Annotated in this window: 19 protein-coding genes; 9 read left to right on the top strand and 10 right to left on the bottom strand. The window is 72.0% G+C overall.

Going from position 1 to position 22,957, the window contains the following annotated elements:
• Nucleotides 1-63 precede the first annotated feature (63 nt).
• The 4 genes from ACZ4YL_RS16165 to ACZ4YL_RS16150 all read right to left on the bottom strand — a co-directional run bounded on the left by ACZ4YL_RS16165 (nucleotide 64) and on the right by ACZ4YL_RS16150 (nucleotide 5,269).
• Nucleotides 64-1,296 (bottom strand): branched-chain amino acid ABC transporter substrate-binding protein, encoded by a 1,233-nt coding sequence (locus ACZ4YL_RS16165; RefSeq protein WP_030008506.1) that lies wholly within the window; start codon nucleotides 1,294-1,296, stop codon nucleotides 64-66.
• A gap of 542 nt (nucleotides 1,297-1,838) precedes the next feature.
• The gene (locus ACZ4YL_RS16160; protein WP_468117012.1) at nucleotides 1,839-2,249 is read right to left on the bottom strand and encodes a hypothetical protein; all 411 of its coding nucleotides are present in this window, start codon (nucleotides 2,247-2,249) and stop codon (nucleotides 1,839-1,841) included.
• A gap of 206 nt (nucleotides 2,250-2,455) precedes the next feature.
• Entirely contained in the window at nucleotides 2,456-2,929 is a 474-nt protein-coding gene (locus ACZ4YL_RS16155) for a PaaI family thioesterase (RefSeq protein WP_468117010.1), read from the bottom strand.
• Between the two features lie 54 nt (nucleotides 2,930-2,983).
• Complete coding sequence (locus ACZ4YL_RS16150) at nucleotides 2,984-5,269, bottom strand: FdhF/YdeP family oxidoreductase (protein WP_468117008.1); 2,286 nt, start codon at nucleotides 5,267-5,269, stop codon at nucleotides 2,984-2,986.
• A 264-nt stretch (nucleotides 5,270-5,533) separates the two neighbouring features.
• Here ACZ4YL_RS16150 and polA point away from each other — a divergent pair, with 264 nt between their 5' ends.
• Nucleotides 5,534-8,188 carry a DNA polymerase I gene (gene polA, locus ACZ4YL_RS16145; protein ID WP_468117273.1) on the top strand — a complete coding sequence of 885 codons (2,655 nt, stop codon included), beginning with the start codon at nucleotides 5,534-5,536 and terminating at the stop codon, nucleotides 8,186-8,188.
• A gap of 36 nt (nucleotides 8,189-8,224) precedes the next feature.
• Here polA and ACZ4YL_RS16140 read toward each other — a convergent pair whose 3' ends face one another.
• Entirely contained in the window at nucleotides 8,225-9,085 is an 861-nt protein-coding gene (locus ACZ4YL_RS16140) for a DUF4184 family protein (RefSeq protein ID WP_468117006.1), read from the bottom strand.
• Between the two features lie 184 nt (nucleotides 9,086-9,269).
• Here ACZ4YL_RS16140 and ACZ4YL_RS16135 point away from each other — a divergent pair, with 184 nt between their 5' ends.
• Nucleotides 9,270-10,544, top strand: a complete 1,275-nt coding sequence (locus ACZ4YL_RS16135) for a lytic transglycosylase domain-containing protein (RefSeq protein ID WP_468117004.1) — start codon at nucleotides 9,270-9,272, stop codon at nucleotides 10,542-10,544.
• A gap of 13 nt (nucleotides 10,545-10,557) precedes the next feature.
• On the opposite strand, the gene ACZ4YL_RS16130 is transcribed toward ACZ4YL_RS16135, so the two are convergent.
• Complete coding sequence (locus ACZ4YL_RS16130; RefSeq protein WP_468117002.1) at nucleotides 10,558-11,544, bottom strand: hypothetical protein; 987 nt, start codon at nucleotides 11,542-11,544, stop codon at nucleotides 10,558-10,560.
• Between the two features lie 224 nt (nucleotides 11,545-11,768).
• On the opposite strand from ACZ4YL_RS16130, the gene ACZ4YL_RS16125 reads away from it, so the two are divergent.
• Both ACZ4YL_RS16125 and pgfA read left to right on the top strand, forming a co-directional pair.
• Nucleotides 11,769-11,909, top strand: a complete 141-nt coding sequence (locus ACZ4YL_RS16125) for an SPW_0924 family protein (protein ID WP_107047274.1) — start codon at nucleotides 11,769-11,771, stop codon at nucleotides 11,907-11,909.
• A gap of 14 nt (nucleotides 11,910-11,923) precedes the next feature.
• The gene (gene pgfA, locus ACZ4YL_RS16120) at nucleotides 11,924-12,883 is read left to right on the top strand and encodes a cell envelope lipid trafficking protein PgfA (protein ID WP_468117000.1); all 960 of its coding nucleotides are present in this window, start codon (nucleotides 11,924-11,926) and stop codon (nucleotides 12,881-12,883) included.
• Here the strand turns inward: pgfA and hrpB are convergent.
• Together hrpB and ACZ4YL_RS16110 are read right to left on the bottom strand one after the other, a co-directional pair.
• A complete protein-coding gene (hrpB, locus tag ACZ4YL_RS16115; RefSeq protein ID WP_468116998.1) occupies nucleotides 12,873-15,434 on the bottom strand; it encodes an ATP-dependent helicase HrpB in 2,562 nt (853 codons plus the stop codon). The two genes, pgfA and hrpB, sit on opposite strands and share 11 nt — an antisense overlap.
• 1 nt (nucleotide 15,435) lies before the next feature.
• Complete coding sequence (locus tag ACZ4YL_RS16110; protein ID WP_468116996.1) at nucleotides 15,436-16,284, bottom strand: class I SAM-dependent methyltransferase; 849 nt, start codon at nucleotides 16,282-16,284, stop codon at nucleotides 15,436-15,438.
• Between the two features lie 353 nt (nucleotides 16,285-16,637).
• Between ACZ4YL_RS16110 and rpsA the strand changes: the two genes are divergently transcribed.
• The 4 genes from rpsA (at nucleotide 16,638) to ACZ4YL_RS16090 (ending at nucleotide 20,511) form a co-directional block, all read left to right on the top strand.
• Nucleotides 16,638-18,146, top strand: coding sequence for a 30S ribosomal protein S1 (rpsA, locus tag ACZ4YL_RS16105; protein ID WP_031148189.1), 1,509 nt, complete (start codon nucleotides 16,638-16,640; stop codon nucleotides 18,144-18,146).
• Nucleotides 18,147-18,404: 258 nt separating this feature from the next.
• Complete coding sequence (locus ACZ4YL_RS16100) at nucleotides 18,405-19,343, top strand: PAC2 family protein (protein WP_030010960.1); 939 nt, start codon at nucleotides 18,405-18,407, stop codon at nucleotides 19,341-19,343.
• A 31-nt stretch (nucleotides 19,344-19,374) separates the two neighbouring features.
• Complete coding sequence (gene coaE, locus ACZ4YL_RS16095) at nucleotides 19,375-19,983, top strand: dephospho-CoA kinase (RefSeq protein ID WP_468116995.1); 609 nt, start codon at nucleotides 19,375-19,377, stop codon at nucleotides 19,981-19,983.
• A 66-nt stretch (nucleotides 19,984-20,049) separates the two neighbouring features.
• Nucleotides 20,050-20,511, top strand: a complete 462-nt coding sequence (locus tag ACZ4YL_RS16090) for a tetratricopeptide repeat protein (protein WP_468116993.1) — start codon at nucleotides 20,050-20,052, stop codon at nucleotides 20,509-20,511.
• Between the two features lies 1 nt (nucleotide 20,512).
• Here the strand turns inward: ACZ4YL_RS16090 and ACZ4YL_RS16085 are convergent, their stop codons facing one another.
• Together ACZ4YL_RS16085 and ACZ4YL_RS16080 are read right to left on the bottom strand one after the other, a co-directional pair.
• Nucleotides 20,513-20,773, bottom strand: coding sequence for a DUF6343 family protein (locus ACZ4YL_RS16085; RefSeq protein ID WP_468116991.1), 261 nt, complete (start codon nucleotides 20,771-20,773; stop codon nucleotides 20,513-20,515).
• Between the two features lie 39 nt (nucleotides 20,774-20,812).
• Nucleotides 20,813-21,436 carry a hypothetical protein gene (locus ACZ4YL_RS16080; protein ID WP_468116989.1) on the bottom strand — a complete coding sequence of 208 codons (624 nt, stop codon included), beginning with the start codon at nucleotides 21,434-21,436 and terminating at the stop codon, nucleotides 20,813-20,815.
• Nucleotides 21,437-21,613: 177 nt separating this feature from the next.
• On the opposite strand from ACZ4YL_RS16080, the gene ACZ4YL_RS16075 reads away from it, so the two are divergent.
• Nucleotides 21,614-22,939: a helix-turn-helix domain-containing protein gene (locus ACZ4YL_RS16075; RefSeq protein WP_468116987.1), complete on the top strand. Its 1,326-nt coding sequence runs from the start codon at nucleotides 21,614-21,616 to the stop codon at nucleotides 22,937-22,939.
• Nucleotides 22,940-22,957: the final 18 nt, after the last annotated feature.

Raw genomic sequence — 22,957 nt, 5'->3', positions numbered from 1 at the left:
CGCTGTTTGCGCCCTCGCGCGGCGTGGTTTCAGGTGGTGCGGGTGGTGCTGGGGACTACGGGCTTACTGGTTGAAGGTGTCGCTCTTGACGTCGACCCACTTGCCGCCCTCGACCTTGTAGACGGTGAGCTGCTTGTTGGTGGTGTCGCCGTACTCGTCGAAGGCGACCTTGCCGGTCACGCCTTCGAAGGAGACCTTGCCGAGCGCCTCGACGACCTTGGCGCGGGCGTCGGTGGGCAGCTTGCCGCTGTTGGCGGCGGCGACGGCCTTGACGGCCTGGATGACGGCCCAGCCGGCGTCGTAGGAGTAGCCACCGTAGGCGGCGTACGGGTCCTTGTAACCCTCGGCCTTGTAGTCCTCGATGAACTTCTTGGCGGTGTCCAGCTTCTCGACCGGGTAGCCGATGGAGGTGGCGAGGTCGCCCTCGTTGGCCTCACCGGAGGCGCTGATGAAGGCCGGGTCCTGGATGCCGTCGCCGCCCATGAGGGGGACGTTGGCGCCGGTCTTCTTGATCTGGTCGGCGAGCAGGCCGCCCTCGGGGTACTGGCCGCCGAAGTAGACGGAGTCGGCGCCGGAGGTCTTGACCTTGTCGGCGGTGGAGGAGAAGTCGGTCTCCTTCACGGTGACGTGGTCGGTGCCGACGACCTCGCCGCCGAGCTTCTTGAACTCGTCGGCGAAGATCGCGGCGAGGCCGGCGCCGTAGGTCTGCTTGTCGTCGACGATGAAGACCTTCTTCTTGCCGGCGTCCTTGAAGAGGTACTGGGCGGCGAACTTGCCCTGGACCACGTCGGTGGCGGCGGTGCGGAAGTAGGTCTTGAAGCCGCGCTTGAACTCGCCCTTGCCCCAGTTGTCGCCCTGGCTGAGCGAGGGGTTGGTGTTGGCGGGGGAGACCTGCGCCAGGTTGGCGGAGCCGAAGACGCCCTGCATCTGCTGGGCGACGCCGGAGTTCAGCGGGCCGACGACGCCGAGGACGTCCTTGTTGCCGACGAGCTTGGTGGCGTTGGCCTGGCCGGAGGCGGGGACGGCCTGGTCGTCGAGGGCCTCGACCTTGAACTCGATGCCCGGGACCTCGTTGTTCTTGTTGGCCGTCTTGGCCGCGAGGTCGACGGAGTTCTTGATGCCCTGGCCGAGCGCGGAGAGCGAGCCGGTGAGCGGGGCGTCCACACCGATGACGACGGTGGTCTTCTTGCCGCCGCCGTTGTCCTTGGAGTCTCCGTCGCGCGATCCGCAAGCGGTGAGGGTCAGTGCTCCCGTGGTGATCACGGTGGTGAGGACGAGCAAAGAACGGTGTCGCACGATTCTTCCTTTCCCTGGCGCGGCTCTCTCGTGGAGAGGTGCCGTTAGGTCGCCGGGCCGCACTGGGAGGTCCACGGCCGTGCTGATTGCGCCCTGCGGCGCGGTGACTGGCCGTGACTCTAGGCCCGAGGTGGCGAGCACGGGGAGCAGGGAAAGGAGGATGTGACGCTCTTGTTATGCCAAGGCCAAGAATGTGTAGCGGGAGTGTGGACAAATCGGACGTTTTCTTACCTTGGGGGGTGTCCGCATCCTGAGAATTGCCAGTTCTCCTAAGGGGCTTGAGGCCTTCATGCACCTGTCTTAGATCATTTTCGGCCGAATGTGGCTGCGCGTGTCCAAAGGAATCCTCCGAGTGGGCTTTCTTAAGGGAAAAGGCGGATTCCGACCCTCATGTGCATTACGCAGGGTGACGGTCAAGAGGGCACTTTCGAAACCGAATGGATCTTGTTCGAGTGGCGGTATGGCCCCTCACCTGCGGTTCGGTCCTGCGGGGGTATCTGCCCGGAAGCCGGACAGTGCGCTCGGGAATGCGGTGACCTCGGTCACGTCGGCGGGCGCCAGTTCTCCGAACTCCGCGTCGCGCCGCCCTCGGCGGCGCAGCGCTGTGCCACGAACCGGTCGATCAGCTCAAGTGCCTTATCCCGCCCGGCAGTTCGCTCCTCGGCGCGTCCTGCGGCCACCGCGTCCTCGTGGATCGCGTACTGGTCGTTGGACAGGCCCTTCTGCTCCCAGTCGAGACCGGACCATTTGGTGCCCAGGAGGGTCTCCTTCGCCCAGTAGGACACGAGGCTCGTGCACACCTGTACGGGCGAGGGGGGAGCGGAGGTGGAGGCGGCGGAAGGGCTCGCGGAACCCGCCGCGGGGGTTGGCGCGGAGGATGAGCATCCGGTCAGGGCGAGCGCCGCGAGGAGGGTGTGGGCGGCGTACCGGGCCGTGCGTGGCATGGTCCCCATGGGGGGACGGTAGGCGGTGACCATCGGTGACACAACAGATGTCACCGTGAAGCGTGCGGACTGGCGGATTCCGGGCGGTTGGCGGGTGCGGTGCCGTCCGGGAACGCACGCAGGCCCGGATCCGCCGCCGTGCGGGCGGGGTCCGGGCCTGTCGGGGGGTGCGGGGTGCCGGGGCGCCGTGTGGCCGACGGGCCGGCGGCCGGGGGTCAGGCTCCCGCGGCGGCCTGGTCGGCGTCACGCAGCAGGCAGGTCAGGCGGGCGGTGCAGATCCGCTTGTCCTGCTCGTCGGTGATGACGATCTCGAAGGTGGTGGTCGAGCGGCCGCGGTGCACCGGGGTGGCGACGCCGGTGACGATGCCGGAGCGGGCGCCCCGGTGGTGGGTGCAGTTCAGGTCCACGCCGACGGCGATCTTGGTGATGCCGCCGTGCATCATGGCGCCGACCGAGCCGAGGGTCTCGGCCAGCACGGCCGAGGCCCCGCCGTGCAGCAGCCCGTACGGCTGGGTGTTGCCCTCGACGGGCATGGTGCCCACGACGCGGTCGGCCGAGGCCTCCAGGATGCGGATGTCCATCCGCTCGCCCAGGTGTCCCGCCGAGAACAGCGAGGGCAGGTCGATGCCCAGGGCCTCGTACTCGTCGAGCACCTCCTGCGGAAACTTCACTGCGTGCTGCTCGCCCATGGTCAGGCTCCGTTCGTCAACGATCGTTAACCATCTTGTCCTGAGGTCGTTCTATCAGGCTGGTTCGAAGCGCACGACGACGGACTTGCTGGCCGGGGTGTTGCTGGTGTCCGCGGTCGAGTCCAGCGGGACCAGCACATTGGTCTCCGGGTAGTACGCGGCCGCGCAGCCGCGGGCGGTCGGGTAGTGCACGACGCGGAAGCCGGGCGCGCGCCGCTCCACGCCGTCCTTCCACTCGCTCACCAGGTCCGTGTACGAACCGTCGGCCAGCCCCAGCTCGGCCGCGTCGGCCGGGTTCACCATGACCACGCGGCGGCCGCCGGTGATGCCGCGGTAGCGGTCGTCGAGGCCGTAGATCGTGGTGTTGTACTGGTCGTGGCTGCGCAGGGTCTGCAGGAGCAGCCGTCCCGCCGGGACGCGCGGGTACTCCACGGGCGCGGCGGTGAAATTGGCCTTGCCGGTCTTCGTCGGGAAGCGGCGCTCGTCGCGCGGGGCGTGCGGGAGCTGGAAGCCGGCGGGGCGGGCGACGCGGGCGTTGAAGTCCTCGAAGCCCGGGATCACGCGGGAGATGCGCTCGCGGATCGAGGCGTAGTCGCGCTCGAACTCCTCCCACGGGGTGGCGGAGGCCGCGCCGAGGACCGCGCGGGCCATGCGGGCCACGATCGCGGGCTCGGAGAGCAGGTGCGGGGAAGCGGGGGCGAGGTTGCCGCGGGAGGCGTGGACCATGCCCATGGAGTCCTCGACGGTCACGAACTGCTTGCCGCTCGCCTGTACGTCCTTGTCGGTACGGCCGAGGGTGGGCAGGATCAGGGCCCGCCGGCCGGTGACGGCGTGGGAGCGGTTGAGCTTGGTGGAGACGTGCACGGTCAGGGAGGCCTTGCGGATGGCGGCCTCGGTGACCTCGGTGTCGGGGGTGGCGCCGACGAAGTTGCCGCCCATCGCGAAGAGGACCTTGGCCTTGCCGTCGCGCAGGGCCTGGATGGAGCGGACCACGTCGTAGCCGTGCCCGCGCGGCGAGGTGATGCCGAATTCCTTGTCGAGGGCGTCGAGGAAGGCGGCTGCGGGGCGCTCGAAGATCCCCATGGTGCGGTCGCCCTGCACGTTGGAGTGGCCGCGGACGGGGCAGACGCCGGCGCCGGGGCGGCCGATGTTGCCGCGCAGCAGGAGGAGGTTGACGACCTCGCGGATGGTGGCGACGGCGTGCTTGTGCTGGGTGAGGCCCATGGCCCAGCAGACGATGGTGCGCTTCGAGGCCAGGACCATGGCCAGCGCCCGCTCGATCTCGGGGCGGGTCAGGCCGGTCGCGGTGAGGGTCTCGTCCCAGTCGGCTTCCTTCGCGACGGCCGCGAGCTCCTCGTAGCCGTGGGTGTGCTCGCGGATGAAGGCCGCGTCGGTGGCGCCCTCCGTCTCGATGACGAGCTTGTTGAGGAGGCGGAAGAGGGCCTGGTCGCCGCCGATGCGGATCTGCAGGAAGAGGTCGTTGAGGGCGGTGCCCCTCAGCATGCCGACGGGGGTCTGCGGGTTCTTGAACCGCTCCAGGCCGGCCTCGGGCAGCGGATTCACCGAGATGATCTTCGCGCCGGCGGACTTGGCCTTCTCCAGGGCGGAGAGCATGCGCGGGTGGTTGGTGCCCGGGTTCTGGCCGGCGACGATGATCAGGTCGGCCTGGTGGAGGTCTTCGAGGGAGACGCTGCCCTTGCCGATGCCTATGGTCTCGGTCAGTGCGGAGCCCGAGGACTCGTGGCACATGTTGGAGCAGTCGGGCAGGTTGTTGGTGCCGAACTCGCGGGCGAAGAGCTGGAAGAGGAACGCGGCCTCGTTGCTGGTGCGGCCCGAGGTGTAGAAGAGGGCCTCGTCGGGGGAGCCGAGGGCGGTCAGCTCCTCGGCGATGATCGCGAAGGCCCGCTCCCAGCTGACCGGCTCGTACCGGTCGTCGCCGCCGGGTGCGGCCCCGGTCTCCAGGAGCATGGGCTGCGTGATGCGGCCCTGCTGGCCCAGCCAGTAGCCGGAACGCGTGGCGAGGTCGGCCAGCGGGTGCGCGGCGAAGAACTCGGGGGTGACCCGGCGCAGCGTGGCCTCCTCCGCGACGGCCTTGGCGCCGTTCTCGCAGAACTCGGCCGTGTGCCGCTTGTCGCCCTCGGGCCAGGCGCAGCCCGGGCAGTCGAAGCCGTCCTTCTGGTTGACCTTGAGGAGCGTGCGGGCCGTGCGGGCCACGCCCATCTGCTGCTGGGCGATCCGCAGCGTGTGCCCGATCGCCCGAAGGCCCGCGGCCGCATTCTGGGGCGGTGTGACCCGCGGTGCGTCCTGTACCGGATCGCCTGTGGGCGGCTTGGTCGCCATCGCGCTCCCTTTCGAGCGTACGTACGTATGCAGCACGTGTGGCCGCGTCCGTCGATCCTTGCACGGACCACGGAACGAGGGGAGGGCGGTCCGGTGCTCACCGCGCTCCGGCCGGGTGCGCCGGGGCGTCCGGTGGGGAGGATGCGCCGGGGGAGGCGACGGGCCGGAATTGTCGGTGGGGGCGCCTAGGATCGGGGCGTGGCAGATTCATCAGCGAAGAAGACCGACCAGCCGCCCGCAGCGGACCGTCCCCGCCTGATGCTCATGGACGGGCACTCCCTGGCCTACCGGGCGTTCTTCGCGCTGCCCGCGGAGAATTTCACGACCGCGACGGGGCAGCCGACCAACGCAATCTACGGTTTCGCGTCGATGCTGGCGAACACGCTGCGCGACGAGGCCCCCACGCACTTCGCGGTGGCGTTCGACGTCTCCCGCAAGACGTGGCGCTCGACGGAGTTCCCCGAGTACAAGGCGAACCGCTCCAAGACCCCCGACGAGTTCAAGGGGCAGGTCGAGCTGATCGGCGAGCTGCTCGACACGATGCACGTGCCGCGGTTCGCGGTCGACGGCTTCGAGGCCGACGACGTGATCGCGACGCTGGCGACGCAGGCGGAGGCGGCCGGCTTCGACGTGCTGATCGTCACCGGCGACCGGGACTCCTTCCAGCTCGTCTCCGAGCACACCACCGTGCTCTACCCGACCAAGGGCGTCTCCGAGCTCACCCGGTTCACCCCGGAGAAGGTCGTGGAGAAGTACGGCCTCACCCCGCAGCAGTACCCGGACTTCGCGGCGCTGCGCGGCGACCCGTCCGACAACCTGCCGGGCATCCCGGGCGTCGGTGAGAAGACCGCGGCCAAGTGGATCACCCAGTTCGGGTCGTTCGCGGAGCTCGTGGAGCGCGCCGACGAGGTCAAGGGCAAGGCCGGGCAGAACTTCCGGGACCACCTGGAGGCCGTCAAGCTCAACCGGGTCCTGACCGAGATGGTCAAGGACGTGGAGCTGCCCAAGACCCCGGCCGACCTGGTCCGCGCCCCCTACGACCGGACCGCCATGCTCGGCGTGCTGGACGTGCTGGAGATCCGCAACGCCTCGCTGCGCGAGCGGCTGCTCGCCGTGGACCCGGGCGCGGCCGTCGAAGAGGCCCCGGCTCCGGCGGCCGGCGTGGAGCTGGACGCGTCCGTGCTGGGCACGGGCGAGCTGGCGCCGTGGCTGGCGAGCCACGCGGGCGGCCCGCTGGGCCTCGCGAGCGTCGACAGCTGGGCGCTGGGCCAGGGCAATGTCACCGAGATCGCGCTGGCCGCGGCCGGCGGCGCCGCCGCCTGGTTCACGCCCGCCGAGCTGGACGAGGCGGACGAGCGGGCCTTCGCTGCCTGGGCCGCCGACGCGGCGAAGCCCAAGGTCGTGCACAACGCCAAGGGCCTGATGCGGGTCTTCCCCGAGCACGGCTGGACCCTCGCCGGCGTCGCCATGGACACCGCGCTCGCCGCCTACCTGGTCAAGCCCGGCCGCCGGTCCTTCGCCCTGGACGCCCTGTCCATGGAGTACCTGCACCGTGAGCTGGCGCCCGCCGCCGCCGACGGGCAGCTGGCCTTCGGCGCCGACGAGACCGCCGAGGCCGAGGCCCTGATGGGACAGGCCCGCGCGGTCCTGGACCTGGGCGACGCCTTCACGGACAAGCTCGCCGAGGTCGGCGCAGCGGAGCTGCTCCACGACATGGAGCTGCCCACCTCCGAACTCCTCGCCCGGATGGAGCGCTCCGGCATCGCCGCCGACCGCGACCACCTGGAGGCCATGGAGCAGCAGTTCGCGGGAGCCGTGCAGCAGGCCGTCAAGGAGGCGCACGCCACCGTCGGCCACGAGTTCAACCTCGGCTCGCCCAAGCAGCTCCAGGAGGTCTTCTTCGGCGAGCTGGACCTGCCGAAGACGAAGAAGACCAAGACCGGTTACACCACGGACGCGGACGCGCTGGCCTGGCTGGCCACGCAGACCGACCACGAACTCCCCGTGATCATGCTGCGGCACCGGGAGCAGGCCAAGCTGCGCGTCACCGTCGAGGGCCTGGTCAAGACCGTCGCCGCCGACGGCCGGGTGCACACCAGCTTCAGCCAGACCGTCGCCGCGACCGGCCGGCTGTCCTCCACCGACCCCAACCTGCAGAACGTGCCGGTGCGCACCGACGAGGGCCGCGCCATCCGCCGCGGCTTCGTCGTCGGCGAGGGCTTCGAGTCCCTCATGACGGCCGACTACAGCCAGATCGAGCTGCGCGTCATGGCCCACCTCTCCGAGGACGAGGGCCTGATCGAGGCGTTCGCGACCGGCGAGGACCTGCACACCACCGTCGCCTCCCAGGTGTTCGCAGTGGAGCGGTCCGCGGTCGACGCCGAGATGCGCCGCAAGATCAAGGCCATGTCCTACGGACTCGCCTACGGGCTCTCCGCCTTCGGTCTCGCCCAGCAGCTGAACATCGAGCCCGCCGAGGCGCGCGGCCTGATGGAGACCTTCTTCGAGCGGTTCGGCGGGGTCCGCGACTACCTCGGCCGGGTCGTCGACGAGGCCCGCGCCACCGGATACACGGCGACGATCTTCGGCCGCCGCCGGTACCTGCCCGACCTCAACAGCGACAACCGCCAGCGCCGCGAGGCCGCCGAGCGGATGGCGCTCAACGCCCCCATCCAGGGCACCGCCGCCGACATCGTCAAGGTCGCGATGCTGCGCGTGGACAAGGCGATCGCCGAGGCCGGTCTGCGGTCGCGGATGCTGCTCCAGGTCCACGACGAAATCGTGCTGGAGATCGCCCCGGGCGAGCGCGAGCAGGTCGAGGAGCTGGTGCGGCGCGAGATGGGCGCCGCCGTCGAGCTCCGGGCCGCGCTGGACGTGTCGGTGGGCGTCGGCCCGGACTGGGAGTCCGCCGCGCACTGATCGCCGTACGGCCGGCCCGGCGCCCGTCCCCGCTGCTCAGGCGGTGGGGACGGGCGTCCGCGTTTCCTCGTCCGCGGGGCGCCCGGTCCGGTCGCGGTGGTGCCGCAGCCGCACGAGGACCCCGTAGATCAGCAGCGCCACGGTCAGTCCGCCGCCCGCGCCGAAGCAGACGGTCGGGATGATGTCGAGCGGCGTACGGATCCGGTCGAAAAAGTCGAAGAAGCGGAACACGCGCCGGGTGACCCCGGCCGCCACGCACACCACGAGCAGGGCGAGCGCACCCCAGAGCTCCGCGCGGGAGAGCACCGGCACCGACGTGGGCGCCGGGAGGGCGGGAATCCGGCGCAGGGCGGTCACCGTGAACCAGAGCAGGGCGCATGCGGCGACGGCCGAAGTGCCGTACTGGAGGAAGGAGTAGCCCGGCAGGCCGTAGGCGAGCGGCTCGGCGAGATCGGGCAGCGCGTTCGTGCCCCAGCGGTCGTTGTGCGTGAAGCTGTCCCACGCCACGTGGGTGAGGGACCCGAGGGCCGCCGAGACGTAGAACCAGCCGACGAGCGCGGCCGGCCGGGGACGCTCACGCCATGGCTCGCCCCGCACGAAGGCGTGCACCCTGCCCCGCCAGCCGTGCGGCAGGAGCGCGATCAGCGGCTCGCGCAGCAGAAGCCAGAAACCCACCAGAACGGCCGTCAGCACGGCGTCCAGCGTGAGGACGCCCGGCAGCGAGTGCGTGAAGGCCCCGTACGTCAGGACGCCCTCGACGACCGCGTCGGTGAAGTAGAAGGTGTCCGGCGCGAACGACCCGAGGACGAGCGCCGAGGCGACGAGGGGGCCCCGCGCACGCCCGGTCCGACGGATGGCCGGAAGTACGGCGGCCGCGTGGCTGAGAGTGAACGGCATGGCACCTCTCCTGGGACTTCCCGTGGACGTTCCTTACTTCGGGCCAATGCTCCCGAAGGGTCCAGACAGTATGCGTGACCTGCCTCGGGACGTGGGGATGTGGTGAATTCCCGGCCACCTTGCGTGCTGTGTGCAGGGAGTTGACGTAGGGTCACGCGGACGTCGAGGGGGAGGGGTCCGGCTCATGTCGGCTCGAATAATCGGACGCAGGCTGCGCAGGGGAACGACGGCCGCCCTGGTCTCCGCTCTGGTGGTGGCCGCGGTGACGGCCTCCCAGGGCCCGGCGGGCGGGAGCACCGACCGGCTCTCCGCCGCCGGGGAGTCCGCCGCGCCGCCGCAGCCACAGCCCGCCGCGGACACGGCCGGCGGCGACTCCGCCTACTTCACCGAACTCCCGCCGCTGGTGAGCCCGCAGCCACCGGACGTGCTGCCGCCGGACGAGGGGCCGACGCAGCCGCAGGCACCTGCGGTCCCTGAGACCACCGCCGCGGTGCCGGCCGCGACCGGGCCCGCGGAAGGCGCGCAGGGGATACCGGCGAGTGTGCTCGCCGCGTACCTGCGCGCGGAGAAGACGGTGGGACGGAGTGACCCGGGCTGCGGACTGCGCTGGCAACTCCTCGCGGCGATCGGCAAGGTGGAGTCCGGGCAGGCGCGCGGCGGGCAGGTCGACACGGCCGGGACCACACTGCGGCCGATCCTGGGCCCCGTGCTCGACGGCAACGGCTTCGCGAACATCTCGGACACGGATGGCGGGGCCTACGACGGCGACGCCCGGTACGACCGGGCGGTCGGGCCGATGCAGTTCATCCCCTCCACGTGGGCGGCATGGGGCCAGGACGGGGACGGCGACGGCCGGCGCAACCCGAACAACGTGCACGACGCGGCCCTCGCGGCCGGGCGGTACCTGTGCGCGGGCAGCCGCGACCTGCGGGCGGACGCGGACCTGGACCGGGCCGTGCTCTCCTACAACCACTCCACGGAGTACCTGCGAACGGTGCGGTCCTGGTTCACGTACTACCTGAAGGGGACGCACGAGATTCCGGACCGGCCGGGTACGGGACCGGGCACACCCACGACGCCGCCCCCGAGCCCCACCCCGAAGCCCAGCCCGACGCCGACCCCCACTCCGACGCCTACGCCGACCCCGGACCCGACGCCGGACCCGACGCCGACCCCGACGCCGGACCCGAAGCCGACCCCGGACCCGAAGCCCACTCCGACTCCGACGCCGGACCCGACGCCGACCCCGACGCCTACGCCCACGCCGGACCCGAAGCCCTCGCCGACTCCGACGCCGACTCCGACGCCCACACCCACGCCGACCCCGACGCCGACGCCCACACCCACGCCGCCCCCGACGTCCAGCCCGACGCCTAGCGCGTCACGCACGCCGAAGCCCACCGCGTCTGCGGCCTCCACTCCGGCGGTGCCCCGGCCGACCCCGGGGCAGCACACCTAGGCCGTGTCCGGGGTCAGTTCGTGCAGCCGGGAATCGACCCGACGGGCCGGCAGTTGTTGGGCGTGTTCTCGACGATCCGGCTCCTGACGAGGGTCAGGGATGTGCCGACGGAGGTTCCCTGCTGGACGCCGCCGCCGTTGAGCGCGATGTTGCGCCGCACCTTTGTGTCCGTCAGCGTGGTGGTGCCGTCATTGGCGATGCCGCCACCCGTTTGGCCCGCGCGGTTGTCCGCGATGGTCGTCGAGGAGATGTCCAGCGGAGAGCGGTCGTTGTAGATTCCGCCGCCCTGCTGGAAGGCGCGGTTGCCCTCGATGCGCGAGTTCTTGATGGTCAGGGAGACCCCGGCGGTGAAGATGCCGCCCCCCAGCTCCGTGGCCTGGTTCCGCACCACTTTGGTCTTCTGCAGCAGGGTGGTGCTTCCCGGCCCGTTGTAGATGGCACCACCCCGCTGGCCAGCACTGTCCCGCACGACGCTGTCGTACATCTCAAGGGTGCTGCTCTGGTTCACGAAGATGGCGCCCCCCTGGTTCGCCGTGCTGTTGGTCACGGTGCTGTGCTTGAGGATGAGCGTCCCTCCGTCCGTGGGCAGGTAGGTGCCGGCGTAGTCGAGATAGCCGCCGCCGGTCGCGGTGACACCCTCGACGGTCAGGCGCCCGACGGGGCCGTCGATCTGCGCGATGCGGAAGCCCTCGGTCGCGTCGGGATCCCGTCGGATGGTGGTCTTGTTCCCCAGCAGCGTGACGGTGCCCGTGATCAGGGGCAGGGCGTTGGGGCCGAGACCGCCGGTCGACGCGGGAGTGAGGACGTTGTAGACGCATTTGGGTGCGAGCCGGATGGTGTGCGGTCCGGTGTTGTTGTTCGCGGCGACGATCGCGTTGTTGAGTGCGGTGACGTCGCACGGAATGGCCGCCAGGGAGGTCGCGTCCGCGGTGTTGCCGAGACTGAGCGCGGCCACGACCGGCACAACCAGGGCCGCGGCCTTGAGTCGACGTCTCTGCATCACTTCTCCGATCATCGTGTGTAATCTTTTGATTACGTTCCGTTGATGATCAGTGTTCCATGGGGTGGGTGTCCCGCCGTGCGCAACGCGGGGGTGGGTGTGCCGGCGGGCGCCGAGATCCCCCGGGCGGCCCAGTGGCGATCTGCGGCGAACGGTTCTCATCTCGCCCCCGCGTTGCTACGGTGCCCCATCTCTGACGCCTCATCAGATTTCGGAGCCCCGGCATGCGCGCATTCGTCGCCGCCGTCATCGGCCTCGCGGCCGCGCTGGCCCTCGTGTCCGCCATCACGGCGTTCGGGGTGCCCGAAGGCGAGACCTCGCCCAAGCCCCTGCTCACCACCGCGCCCCCCGCGCCCGGAAAGTAGAGGAGGGCCCGGCCGTGCGACGCAGAGCGAGCCTTGTCCTGCTGGCCCTTGCCGTGTTCTGTGCAGCCCTCGCGCCGCTGCTGCGCTGGTACGCGTACCCCCGCCTCGCCAAGATCCCGCCGAACCAGTACCAGGAGATGGTTCTGGAGGCGAAGGACGCGACGCTCCTCGACTACACCGGCGGCATGCAGCCGAAGAAGGTCGACAAGGTCACCATCGTCCAGACCCTCAAGGGCAACGTCGAGGCGTCCGAGGAGATAGAGGCGAGCGCCGGCAAGGACGTCGTCGTCTGGGACACGCTGTCCTACATCATCGGCCCGGACGGCAAGATGGTCTCCGAGATCCCCGAGCGCTACATCTTCGACGCGCACACCCAGGACCCGGTCCACGCCACCGGGGAGATGGTCGACGGGGACCCCGTCAAGCGCGAGGGCATCGAGTTCAAGTGGCCCTTCTTCACCGAGCCGCGCGACTACCTGTACTTCGACGCGCAGACCCGCACCTCCTCGCCGATCCACTACGTCGGACCGCGCACGTTCAAGGGCATGGACGTCTACTACTTCGAGCAGACCGTCCCGTGGACCAAGGTCGCCATGCCCAAGAAGATGCCGATCGAGGGCATCGACCCGTCGACGATCGAGGCGGCCACCGGCACCACCCTCTGGTACACGGTCAAGGCGAGGTTCTGGGTCGACCCGGTGACCGGTGCGCCGGTCAACGCCGAGCAGGACATCCAGCAGGAGATGCGCGGCGGCATCGCGGCCGGCGGCCCCGACGGCAAGCTCACCGCCTTCGCCGGACACGTCACCATGCGCGAGGACTACTCGGACTACACCGTCGACCTCGTCAGGTCGAACCGTACGAAGGTCCTCGCGCTGCACACCTACGCGCCGGTCGGCCTGGCCGCCGGCGGGCTCGCACTGCTCGGGCTGGCCCTGTGGCTGGAGGCCCGCGGCCGCCGCGTCAGCGCCTGAGCCGGGCGTTGGTGTGCCGGGTGGGCTCGGCGGTGGCCGGGTCCTCCGGCCAGGGGTGCTTGGGGTAGCGCCCGCGCAGCTCCGCGCGCACGGCCCGGTAGCCGCCCTGCCAGAAGGAGGCGAGGTCGGCGGTGACGGCGGCGGGCCGGCCGGCGGGCGACAGCAGGTGCACCAGCACCGGTACGCCCGCCACCCGCGGGGTCTCGGCCAGCCCGAACAGCTCCTGCAGCTTCACCGCGAGCACCGGCTGGCCGTGCTCGGCGGAGTAGTCCACCCGGATCCGGGATCCGCTGGGTACCTCCAGGCGTTCCGGAGCCAGCTCGTCCAGCCGCGCGGCCTCCCCGGTGGCCCACGGCAGCAGCCGGTTCAGGGCCTGCCCGGCGTCGATCCGCCCGAGGTCGGCGCGGCGCCGGGCCCGGGACAGCTCGGGCTCCAGCCAGTCGTCGGCCCGCTCCAGCAGGGCCCGGTCGCCGGCCACGTCGGGCCAGGCGCCGCCGAGCGTGCGGTGCAGGAAGCCGAGGCGGGCCCTGAGGGTCAGCGCGTCCGGGGACCAGCGCAGCAGGCCGAGCCCCTCGGCGTGCAGCCCGTCGAGGAGGGCGGCCCGTACGAGCGCGGGGTCGGGGGTGCGCAGCGGACGTACGGCCAGTTCGATCGCCCCGAGCCGCTCGGCGGCGCGGGCGACGAGGTCGCCGTCCTCCCAGCGGACCTCTTCCCCCGCGGTGAGCAGGTGCGCGGCGGCGGCTCGGGCGGTGTCCTCGTCGATGACGGCGCCGAGCCGGACCCGGGCGGACGCGGAATGCGGGGGCCTGTCGGCGACGGCGACGGCCAGCCAGGGCGCGCTGCGCAGCCGCGAGCCGTCGCCGAGCTCGGCCGCGGTGCCGTTGGCCATGAGAAGGGCCCCTTCCCCCCTGGCCTTGGCGACCCGCTCGGGGAACGCGAGGGCGGCGACGAGCCCGGCGGCGCTGTCGTCGCCAACCTCAGCCCCGCCGGCGTTTGAGGCGCGGGGGTCCGGGGGCGGAGCCCCCGCAGTGTCGCGTACGGCAACGGCACGCTCCAGGCGGCGGGACTCCGCGCGCCAGCGGGCCGCGTAGCCGTCGCCGCCCGCGCGGGCCTGCCGCCAGGCGCCGGCCAGGTCGTCCCCGTACTCGCGCGGCGGCTCCTCGCTCAGCAGGGCCACCACCTCCGCCGCCCGGCGGGCACCGAAGGCCGAGGAGCCGTCCAGCAGGGCCCGGGCCAGCCGCGGGTGCAGCCCGAGCCGGGCCATCCGCCGGCCGCGCGCGGTGACCGCACCGGCCGGGGACACCGCGCCGACGGCCACCAGCACCTCGCGCGCCGCGGCCATGGCCCCCGCTGGGGGCGGATCCAGCAGGGCCAGCCCGGCCGCGTCCGGGTCGCCCCAGCAGGCGGCCTGCAGGGCGAACTGCGCCAGGTCGGCGATGCGGATCTCCGGTGAGGGGAACGCGGCCAGGCGGCCGTCCTCCGCCTCGGCCCAGCAGCGGTACACCGTGCCCGGTGCCTCGCGTCCGGCCCGGCCCGCCCGCTGGCGCCCGGCCGCGCGGGACGCCCGTACGGTCGCCAGCGCGCCCAGTCCCCGCGCGTGGTCCGTCCGGGGCTCGCGGGCCAGCCCGGAGTCCACCACGACGCGTACCCCGGGGACGGTCAGGCTCGACTCCGCCACGGCGGTGGACAGGATCACCCTGCGGTGCTCCGCGACGGAGAGCACCGCGTCCTGGACGGCCGCCGGGGCCCGGCCGTGGATCTGGAGCACCTCGGCGTCCACCCCGGCCAGCTGCCCGGCGACCCGGGCGATCTCGCCGACGCCGGGCAGGAAGCACAGGACGTCGCCGTCGCGTTCCGCCAGTGCCCGCCGCACCACCGAGGCCACGTGCGTCAGCTGCGCCGGATCCACCCGCATCCCGTGCGGGGGCCGCACCGGCCGGGCCGGCGGGGCCCAGACCGTCTCCACGGGGTACGAGACCCCCGCGGCCTCCACCACCGGCGCGCCGCCGGGACCGCCCCGGCCGAGGACGCGCGCCCAGCCGGCGGCGTCCGTCGTCGCCGAGGCCGCCACCAGCCGCAGCTCCGGGCGCAGGGTCTCCCGTACGTCGAGGAGGAAGGCGGCGACCGTGTCGGCGTCCAGGTGCCGCTCGTGGCACTCGTCCAGGACCACCACGTCCACCCCGGCCAGCTCCTGGTCACGCTGGAGGCGCTGGAGCAGCACCCCGGTGGTCACCACCTCCACCACGGTGTCCGGACCCGCCACCCGTTCCCCGCGCACGGTGAAGCCGACCGCGCCGCCCACCGGCTCGCCCAGCAGCCAGGCCATCCGGCGCGCCGCGGCCCGGGCGGCGATCCGCCGGGGCTCGGCGACGACCACCCGGCGCCGCGGCCCGCCGCCCACCAGCCCGGCCAGGACCAGCGGCACCAGCGTGGTCTTGCCGGTGCCGGGCGGGGCGCAGAGCACCGCCGTGCCGTGGCTGTCCAGCGCCGAGACGAGCGCGGGCACGGCCTCCCGTACGGGCAGGGCGTCGAGGGCGGCGGTACGGATCACGTCAGTCGCGCTCGCAGACGAAGATCGCGGTGCCCGGGATCAGGTTGCCGCGCAGCGGGGACCAGCCGCCCCACTCCTGGCTGTTCCACTCCGGCCACTCGGGCTCGACCAGGTCGAGCAGGCGGAAGCCGCCCGCGACCACGTCGCGCACCCGGTCGCCGATCGTGCGGTGGTGCTCCACATATACGGCGCGGCCCTGCTCGTCCTGTTCCACGTATGCGGTGCGGTCGAAGTAGGAGGCGGCGACGGACAGCCCCTCGGGTCCGGGCTCGTCGGGGAAGGCCCAGCGGACGGGGTGGGTCACGGAGAAGACCCAGCGGCCGCCGGGGCGCAGGACGCGGTGCACCTCGCGCATGACGTTGACGGGGTCGGCGACGAAGGGGACGGCGCCGTAGGCGGAGCAGGCCAGGTCGAAGGAGCCGGCGCGGAAGGGCAGCCGTCCGGCGTCGGCCTCGACGAGCGGGAGGTCGTCGCCGATGCGCAGGGCGTGCTGGAGCTGGCGGTGGGAGAGGTCGAGGGCGACCGGGCGGGCGCCCTGGGCGGCCAGCCAGCGCGAGCACTGGGCGGCGCCGGCGCCGATCTCCAGGATGTCCTTGTCCCTGAGGGAGGCGGCGGGGCCGAGGAGGGCCGCGTCCGCCTCGTCCAGCCCCTCGGGACCCCACACGAAGCGGTCGTCGCCGAGGAAGGCGCCGTGGTCGCTCTGGTACTCGTCGGCGTTGCGGTCCCACCAGCTGCGGCTCGCCCGGCTGCTCTCCGCTTCCCCCGCGTCACGCCGTGTGGCCTCGGGGTCCTCCGCCGATACCGGATCGGCTTCGGACGCTACTTCGGAGGCGTAGTCCTCTTGGTTCATGGGGCCCGTCGTCGTAGTCTGCGAATGTCTTCTGAATGTGGCAGGAAGCGCCAGGAACGGCTTCCCGTCCATGAATTGTGCCGGTTGTGCGGCGATCCGCCCGAGGTGTGCGCCTTCGCGCATTGACCCTGTCCGGCTGCCCCCGTATGCTACAAGTTGCGCTGCGAGCCTGTGCTCCTCAGACCTAGCAGGCTGCGCTTGCATCTGTTGATGTCCCCTCGGTTTTCGAGGCCCCGCCGCTCTTCTGCGGATCGGGGGCCTCCTTGGCTGTCCGGTCTTCGGTGGATGCCGATAAGGGCTCCCGGCGTAGCAGTACCTACGACTTTCTGTCCGTAACCGGAGCCCTTTCCCACATGACGAGCAGCACCGAGACCACCGCCACCACTCCGCAGGTAGCGGTCAACGACATCGGCGACGCGGACGCGTTCCTCGCGGCGATCGACGAGACGATCAAGTACTTCAACGATGGCGACATCGTCGACGGCGTCATCGTCAAGGTTGACCGGGACGAGGTTCTCCTCGACATCGGTTACAAGACCGAAGGCGTCATCCCGAGCCGCGAGCTCTCGATCAAGCACGACGTCGACCCGAACGAGGTCGTCAAGGTCGGCGACGAGATCGAGGCCCTGGTTCTCCAGAAGGAGGACAAGGAAGGCCGCCTGATCCTCTCGAAGAAGCGCGCTCAGTACGAGCGTGCCTGGGGCACCATCGAGAAGATCAAGGAAGAAGACGGCATCGTCACCGGTACCGTCATCGAGGTCGTCAAGGGTGGTCTCATCCTCGACATCGGCCTCCGCGGCTTCCTGCCGGCCTCTCTCGTCGAGATGCGTCGCGTCCGCGACCTCCAGCCCTACGTGGGCAAGGAGCTCGAGGCGAAGATCATCGAGCTGGACAAGAACCGCAACAACGTGGTCCTGTCCCGTCGCGCCTGGCTGGAGCAGACCCAGTCCGAGGTTCGCCAGACGTTCCTCACCACCCTGCAGAAGGGTCAGGTCCGCTCCGGCGTCGTCTCCTCGATCGTCAACTTCGGTGCCTTCGTGGACCTGGGTGGCGTCGACGGTCTCGTGCACGTCTCCGAGCTCTCCTGGAAGCACATCGACCACCCGTCCGAGGTCGTCGAGGTCGGTCAGGAAGTCACCGTCGAGGTTCTCGACGTCGACATGGACCGCGAGCGTGTCTCCCTGTCGCTGAAGGCGACGCAGGAGGACCCGTGGCAGCAGTTCGCCCGGACCCACCAGATCGGTCAGGTCGTCCCGGGTAAGGTCACCAAGCTGGTTCCGTTCGGTGCGTTCGTCCGCGTGGACGAGGGCATCGAGGGTCTGGTCCACATCTCCGAGCTGGCCGAGCGCCACGTGGAGATCCCGGAGCAGGTCGTCCAGGTCAACGACGAGATCTTCGTCAAGGTCATCGACATCGACCTTGAGCGTCGCCGGATCTCGCTGTCGCTGAAGCAGGCCAACGAGTCCTTCGGTGCCGACCCGGCGTCGGTCGAGTTCGACCCGACCCTGTACGGCATGGCCGCGTCTTACGACGACCAGGGCAACTACATCTACCCCGAGGGCTTCGACCCCGAGACCAACGACTGGCTCGAGGGCTTCGACAAGCAGCGCGAGGCCTGGGAGACCCAGTACGCCGAGGCGCAGCAGCGCTTCGAGCAGCACCAGGCTCAGGTCATCAAGAGCCGCGAGGCCGACGAGGCCGCTGCTGCCGAGGGCGCTGCCGCCCCGGCCGCCAGTGGCAACGCCGGTGCGGGCATCTCGGGTGGTTCGTACTCCTCGGAGTCGGACGAGACCTCCGGCGCCCTGGCGTCGGACGAGGCCCTGGCCGCGCTCCGCGAGAAGCTGGCCGGCGGCCAGAGCTGATCGCAGCGCGCATCACACTCCGGTGTGAGCCGAGCTGAACTGCATTGAACGGTAAGGCCCGTCCCCTTCGGGGGGCGGGCCTTACCACGTTCCCCCCTCCGGTCTCCCCCCCCCCCGTGATCCGCTGCGTCCGGTGCGTGATCCGCTGCGTGATCCGCGGTGTGATCCGTTGCGTTCCTGTGAATGCGGCCAACTGGGGAATGGCCGGGCCGCCTTGGACGTTCTTGGCTGAGAACGAGGCGAGGAGGAGTGGTGACGGTGCTTGATCCACAGGGTTTGTACGAATGGGATGCCAAGGGCCTGGCGGTGGCCGACCTGGCGGTCGCCCAGGACTCGGCCGGGCTGGTCATGCTGTACCACTTCGAGGGGTACATCGACGCGGGTGAGGCCGGCGAGCAGATCGTCGAGCGGCTCCTGGACACCCTGCCCCACCAGGTGGTCGCCCGCTTCGACGCGGACCGGCTGGTGGACTACCGGGCCCGGCGCCCGCTGCTGACCTTCCAGCGCGACCGCTGGACGGAGTTCGAGGAGCCCCGGCTGGAGGTCCGGCTCGTCCAGGACGCGACCGGAGCGCCCTTCCTGCTGCTGTCCGGCCCGGAGCCGGACGTGGAGTGGGAGCGTTTCTCGGTCGCCGTCCGGCAGATCGTCGAGCGCCTCGGCGTCCGGCTCTCGGTCAACTTCCACGGCATCCCGATGGGCGTCCCGCACACCCGTCCCGTGGGCATCACCCCGCACGGCAACCGCACCGACCTCATGCCGGGCCACCGCAGCCCCTTCGACGAGGCCCAGGTGCCGGGCAGCGCGGAGTCCCTGGTGGAGTTCCGCCTGGCCCAGGCCGGGCACGACGTGCTGGGCGTCGCCGCGCACGTACCGCACTACGTCGCGCGCTCCGCGTACCCGGACGCCGCGCTGACGGTGCTGGAGGCGATCACGGCGGCGACCGGGCTGGTGCTGCCGGCCGTGGCGCACGCCCTGCGCACCGAGGCGCACCGCACGCAGACGGAGATCGACCGGCAGATCCGGGAGGGCGACGAGGAGCTGGTCAGCCTGGTGCAGGGGCTGGAGCACCAGTACGACGCGGCCGCCGGGGCCGAGACCCGGGGCAACATGATCGCCGAGCCGGCGGAGCTGCCGTCGGCGGACGAGATCGGCCGCGAGTTCGAGCGGTTCCTGGCGGAGCGCGAGGGCGAGAACTGACGTACGGGCGGGGCCCCCTATGCTGCGGGGCATGCTGAAAGTAGGCCTGACGGGCGGAATCGGTGCCGGCAAGAGCGAGGTCTCGCGACTGCTGGCGGGGTACGGGGCGATCGTCGTCGACGCCGATCGGATCGCGCGCGAGGTCGTGGAGCCCGGTACGCCGGGGCTCGCGGCCGTCGTGGCGGCCTTCGGGGAGTCGGTGCTGACCGCGGAGGGGACGCTGGACCGGCCGAAGCTGGGGTCCATCGTGTTCGCGGACCCGGCGAAGCTCCAGACCCTCAACGCGATCGTGCACCCCCTGGTGGGGGCCCGGTCGGCGGAGCTGGAAGCCGCCGCGGGGGCCGACGCGATCGTGGTGCACGACGTACCGCTGCTCGCCGAGAACGGCCTGGCGCCCCTCTACGACCTGGTCGTCGTGGTGGACGCGGCGCCGCAGACGCAGCTGGCGCGGCTGACCGCGCTGCGCGGGATGGCCGAGGAGGAGGCGCGGGCCCGGATGGCCGCGCAGGCGACCCGGGAGCAGCGGCTCGCGGTGGCCACCCTCGTGATCGACAACGACGGACCGCTGGAGGCGCTGGAGCCGCAGGTGCGCAACCTGTGGGACGAGCTCACGGCGCGGGCGGCGGGCGGGGCCGCCTGACGTGTGCATGGAATAGCGGGTGGGGCGGGGGCGTTGAATGCGCCCGGAGAGGGAAGGATTTCGAACGTGTCCGAGACCACGCGCCCCACACCGTCCAGCCCGGAAACCCACGTCATCGACTACCGGGCCGCCGAGCAGCTGCTCGCCGCCCGGGACCCGCGCGGCGCGGTCAAGCTGCTCGACTCGGTCATAGCCGCCCACCCGGAGAACACGGCGGCGCGGCTGCTGCGCGCCCGGGCCTTCTTCGCGGCGGCGCAACTGCGACCGGCCGAGCTGGAGTTCGAGCTGGTGCTGGAGCGGGAGCCGGACAACGCCTTCGCCCACTTCGCGCTGGCCCGCACGTTCGAGCGCTCGGGCCGGCCCGAGCAGGCGCGCAAGCACTTCCGCCTCGCCGCGGCCCTCGACCCGCAGCCCGACTACCTAGCGGCGGCCCGTTTCGAGGGCCCGGCCGCAGAGGGCCCGGGCGCGGAGGGCCCGGGCGCGGAGGGCCCGGGCGCGGAGGGCCAGGCCGGAGCCGGCCCCGCCTGACTCACCGGCTGCGGGGAGGCTCGTACGGAGGGATGTCCGGGCCGGGCTGGTAGTGGGGCCCCTGGCGGATGTGGCGCACGATCATGAACAGGTCGACGGCCACGACCACCGCCAGCACCCCGCAGGCGGCCGCCCATCCGGGGCGGCCCACCAGCGAGAACAAGGCCGTGCCGGCGGCAGCCCAGACCAGCCCCCAGACACCCAGCCAGAACCGCAGCCGCAGCGGACTGCGCGCGGTCACCGGCTCATTTCCGGAACGCATGGCCATCGCCTCTCATGTCCATGGTCCCACCCCCTCCGGTCAGGGGTTGAGCTTGTTCACGGCCTTGGTGGTCGTCTTCTTGAAGCCGTCGACCGGGGCGTGGGACAGGTTGCCCATCTCGCCCCACTGCACGACGGTCACGGTGGAGCCGTCGCGCCCGATTCCGTACAGGTGCACCCCGGGCTCGGAGTCGGGGATGGAGGTGTGGACCCCGTAGACGTGCGCGCCCTCCTCGACGGGGAGCGTGCCGTAGTCCTGCCAGGAAGCGGTACCGCCCGGGGTCGTCCGCAGCCAGTCGGCGGCGCAGGCGGCGACCTTGCGCTCCAGGACGCCGACGAGCTTGGCCGCCGCGGCGGGCGACGCGGACCGTACGGAGACCTGCACGGCGCCGGTGTCGTACTCGGTGCCGAAGACGCGGTGCCAGCTGCCCGCGGCCGGAAGCACGCCCTCCAGGCAGAACGGCGCGGACTCGGGCAGCCCCTTGGTGACCGCGCCGGCATACCAGGGCGAGGTGGGGTGCGGCGGAAGGTCGGTGCCGGCCAGGAAGCCGGGCGCGGTGGCGGCTGCGGCGGAGGTGCCGGCGGAGGCGGTCAGGACGAGGGCGGCCGCCGCCGCGACGAGTGCGGTGGTGAGCGTGGTGGCGGTGCCGGAACGTCGGAACATGGTCGGTTCTCCCCGTGGGTGTCGTGGTGGTGTGTGCCTGACGAGCCTGTTCCCCGGACGGCGTGGCGGGCGACGGATCGCGGCGAATCCGGGACGCTGGAACGGCCGTACGCACCGTCACCTGGGGGAACACCTCATGCATGGAACGCGGTCGCGGGACGCGGAACGGGGGAGAGCGTGAGCGAGGCCGAGAATTTCGCACGGCTGATGCGGGAGCTGAAGGAGCGTGCCGGGCTCAGTTACGGCGCCTTGGCGCGCCGGTTGCACACGAGTACGTCGACGCTGCACCGGTACTGCAACGGGGAGGCGCTGCCGGCGGAGTTCGCGGTGGTGGACCGCTTTGCCCGGGCCTGCGGGGCGACGCAGGGGGAGGCGGTGGACCTGCACCGGGCCTGGCTGCTGGCGGACGCGCGGCGGCGCGCGGGGGCCGCGGCGGTGCCGGCCCCGGAGCCCGTGCCCGTGCCGGAACCCGTGCCGGGGCCGGAGCCGGAACCGGAACCGGAGTCTGAGCCTGAGCCTGAGCCGACTGTGGTCGTGGCGCCGGAGCCCGAGCCGGAGCCGGTGGCTCGGGGGGCCTGGTACCGGCGGCGGGCGGCCGTGGTCGCCGCCGCGGGGGTGACGGCCGGGGCGGTGGCCGTGGCGCTGCTGGCGGCGACCGGCCCCGGGCCGGGCGCGCCGCACGCGGGCGGGAGTACGGGGACACGGACGGGGACGGGTGCGGGCACGAGTGCGCCGACGTCCGCGGGATCGGGGTCCGCCCCGGCACCGGCGGCGACGGGCACACCGGAACCGACGCCACCGACCGGATCGGCGGGGTCGGCCGGGGCGACGGTCCCGGCGCCCGTCCAGCCCTCCGCGTCACCGCCGGCGCCGGCCCCGGGCCGGGACCCGGTCGCGCCCCTCAAGGCTGCGGTGCGGTCACACGTGTGGACCGCGGGCTGCGATCACGCCTACCTGTCCGAGCGCGGTCCGGGATCGGTGCCCCCGCCGCCCGTGGAGGCGGACGCGCCCGCCTGGGCGTCGGCGCAGCGCGCCGTACACGCCGGGACGCAGATCGTGGAGGTCACCCTGCACGGCACGGGCGGGGGCGCCGTGGTCCTGGAGGACCTCGAAGTACGGGTGGCCGCGCGCCGCAAGCCGCCGGCCTGGAACGTCTACCAGATGTCGCAGGGCTGCGGCGGCGGGCTCACCCCTGCCGCGTTCGCCGTCAACCTGGACGCTCCGCGCCCGCTGGCCCGGCCCGTCGCCGGGAACGACGGCGGCAGCACGCTGCCCGCCCCCGCCTTCCCGCTGCGCGTCTCGGCGGCTGAACCGGCCGTCCTGCGGGTGGAGGCGGCCACCACGGGATGTGACTGCGACTGGTACCTCGACCTCCGGTGGACCGGCCCGTCCGGGTCGGGCACCCTGCGCATCGACGATGGCGGGCGGTCGCTGCGCACGAGCGCCGCGACCGGCCGGCCCGTGTACGGGTACGCGCCGGAGCAGGGCCGCTGGGCCCGCTGATCCGCGGGTGCTGAACCG

Source organism: Streptomyces sp. NPDC030021 (genome assembly GCF_055574035.1).
Note: the sequence above shows the minus strand (reverse complement) of the source record. Positions and strands in the feature narration are given on the sequence as shown.